Origin of the sequence: Roseateles oligotrophus (assembly GCF_014204525.1) — a bacterium.
In the GTDB taxonomy this organism is placed as follows: Bacteria; Pseudomonadota; Gammaproteobacteria; order Burkholderiales; family Burkholderiaceae_C; genus Paucibacter_A; species Paucibacter_A oligotrophus_A.
This window is the reverse complement of the sequence record NZ_JACHLP010000022.1, coordinates 1-2,931: the sequence shown is the minus strand read 5'-3', so window position 1 is coordinate 2,931 and position 2,931 is coordinate 1. Positions and strand designations below refer to the sequence as shown.

Below are 2,931 nucleotides of genomic sequence, written 5' to 3'. Positions count from 1 at the left end.
GCCTGCTCGGGATGGTCGGCCAGCGCCCGCAGCACCGCCACGTAGTGGCCCGCCATTCGCTCGATGGTCTCAGGCTCGAACAGCTCCCGGGCATAGCTGAAGCTCACCTGCACTCGCCCATCCGCCGCCTCGCCGCTGTCGACCGTCAGCTCGAACTGCGCCCCCTGCTCCCCGAGCTCGTAGCCCTCCAGGCTCAGCCCAGGCAGCTTCTCCAGCGCCCGCCGGTCCTGCCGCTGGTGGTTGTACAGCACCTGGAACAGCGGATTGCTGCCCAGGTTGCGCTCGGGCTGCAGCGCCTCGACCAGTTGCTCGAACGGCAGGTCCTGATTCGCCTGGGCGCCGAGCGCGGCTTCCTTGGCTTGTCTGAGCACCTTCTCCAGGCTCATGCGCCCTTCAATCACGTTGCGCAGCACCTGCGTGTTCACGAAGAAGCCCACCACCCCTTCGGTCTCCACACGGTGGCGGTTGGCGATCGGCACGCCCACTCGAATGTCGTGCTGCACCGTGTAGCGCTGCAGCAGCACCTGCACCGCAGCCAGCAGCACCATGAACAGCGTCGCCCCTTCGGCCTGCGCCCGCTTATACAAGCTGCTCACCAACTCCGCAGGCAACTCGATGCCGCAACTCGCCGCCGTGTAGCGCCCGTTGGCGCGGCGCGGATGGTCCACCGGCAACTGCAGCACCGGATGTTCGTCGCCCAGTTGCGCCTTCCAGTACTCGAGCTGTCGGTCCTTCTCCCCGGCCTCCAGCCAGTTCCTCTGCCACACGGCGTAGTCTGCGTATTGGATCGGCAACGGTGGCAGTTCTGGCTCGCGCCCTTGCGCCCGTGCCCGGTACTGCGCGACGAACTCGTCGACGATGACCTGCATCGACCAGCCGTCCGAGACGATGTGGTGCATCACCACCACCAGCAAATGCTCGTCGGCTGCCTCCCGGATCAACCCCACCCGCAGCAACGGGCCCCGCCCCAGATCGAATGGAGCTTGGTGCAGCCGCACCGCTTCGGCTCGCACCCGCGCGGTCCGCTCCGCCGCCGCGATCCCGCTCAGGTCGATCTCCTCGAGCTGCACGCCCCCATCCTCCTGGATTACCTGCTCGGCCTGGCCATCCTCACCCGCCCGGAACACCGTACGCAGCGACTCATGCCTCTCAACCAGCGCAGCAAAGCTCGCATTCAAGGCTCCAACGTTCAACTCACCGCGCAGCCGCAGCGCACCACTGAGGTGGTATGCCGTGCTCCCAGGGTCCAACTGCCACAAAAACCATTGGCGGACCTGCGCGTAGGAAGCGGGGCAGGAATCCCATACAAATTCGTCTCGCTTGAGAATCGGAAATTGACCAATGACCAAGCCCTCTAGCTTGATCTTCTCGTAGACGGCTCGCCGCTGCTCGGCGCCGATCCGAGCAAAGCGTTCGGCAATTCGGTGGGTCGTGGGACTACTCATCACACAGCTTCCAAGTTATCAATGAAAGTATCAATTTCGGTCAACGAATCGGATTTGCTTTGTGTCCAACCCTCGTCCTCAATCAATGACGCCATGCTTGTCAAGGTTGGGTGAGTGAAAACGCGGCCGATGGCCAGATCCGATCGCAGCAGCGCCTGAACTCGTGCTACAACTTGCAAGGCCAACAGCGAATGTCCGCCGAGCTCGAAGAAGTTGTCGTGGCGGCCCACGCGCTCCACGCCCAGCACTTCGGCCCAGATCTTGGCCAGCGCCTTTTCCACCTCGCCCTGCGGCGCCTCGTACTCGCGGGTGCCCTCCAGCCCAGGCTCCGGCAGCGCCTTCCTGTCCACCTTGCCATTGGCATTGAGCGGCAGCGCATCCAGCACCACCACCGCACTGGGCACCATGTAGTCCGGCAACTGCCGGCCCAGCCGCTCACGCAGCTCGCCTGCCTCGATCGCCTGCCCCGCCACCGCCGAGACGTAGCCCACCAGCCGCGCGCCGCCCGGCCCGTCCCTGGCCACCACCACCGCCTCGCGCACCTCGGGTTGCGCCAGCATCTGCGCCTCGATCTCGCCCAGCTCGATGCGCAGGCCACGGATCTTCACCTGGTGGTCCAACCGCCCCAGATACTCCAGCTGACCCTCAGCGTTCCACCGCACCAGGTCCCCCGTGCGGTACAACCGGCCGCCCGCCTCGTCGAACGGATCAGCCACGAACCGCTCCGCACTCAAGCCCGACCGGCCCAGGTAGCCTCGGGCCAAGAGCTCACCACCAATGAGTAACTCACCAGCTACGCCCTGCGGTACAGGGCTCAACTCGCCATCCAGCACATAGGCATTGGTCTCGGATATGGGCCGTCCGATCGGCACCAGGCTTTGCTCGTCGTCCCGGCAGGTCCACTGCGTGACGTGGATCGTGGTTTCGGTCGGACCGTACAGGTTCTGCAAGCTCACGCCTTCGAGCCGGCGCAGCGCTTCGCCTTGCGTCGCCGCAGGCATGGCCTCGCCGCCGCAGATCACGTACCGCAGCCGCGTCTCTCCCTCGATGCCTTCGTGTGCCAGGAAGGCCTGCAGCATCGCAGGCACGAAGTTCAGCGTCGTAATCTGATGCGTGCGGATCAGCTCGGTGATCCGCTCGGGGTCACGGTGGTCGCCAGGGTTGGCCACTACCAGTCTCACACCCGCCGTCAGCGGCCAGAAGATCTCCCATGCGGACACGTCGAAGCCGAATGGTGCTTTGTGCAGCACTGTGTCGGTCGACGTCAGACCATAGGTTTGCTGCATCCAGGTCATGCAACTGGCCAGCGACCGGTGCCGGATTGCCGCCCCCTTTGGTCGCCCGGTGGAGCCCGAGGTGTAGATCACGTACGCCAGGCTCTCCCCATGCAACGCCACATCGGGGTCGTGCTCTGGCTCACCACCGAGATCCAGCACATCGAGCTCCAGCACCTCCAGCCGCTCGGTCGCCGGGATACGTTCCCTGA

2 protein-coding genes are annotated in these 2,931 nt (G+C 65.1%); both read right to left on the bottom strand.

The genetic code is table 11. From position 1 onward, the window contains the following. Positions 1–1,445, bottom strand: a 1,445-nt coding sequence (locus tag HNP55_RS23900) for a condensation domain-containing protein (protein ID WP_246448650.1), incomplete at its 3' end; no start/stop codon positions are given. Next, positions 1,445–2,931, bottom strand: a 1,487-nt coding sequence (locus tag HNP55_RS23895) for an amino acid adenylation domain-containing protein (protein ID WP_184304911.1), incomplete at its 5' end; no start/stop codon positions are given. The genes HNP55_RS23895 and HNP55_RS23900, both read right to left, overlap by 1 nt.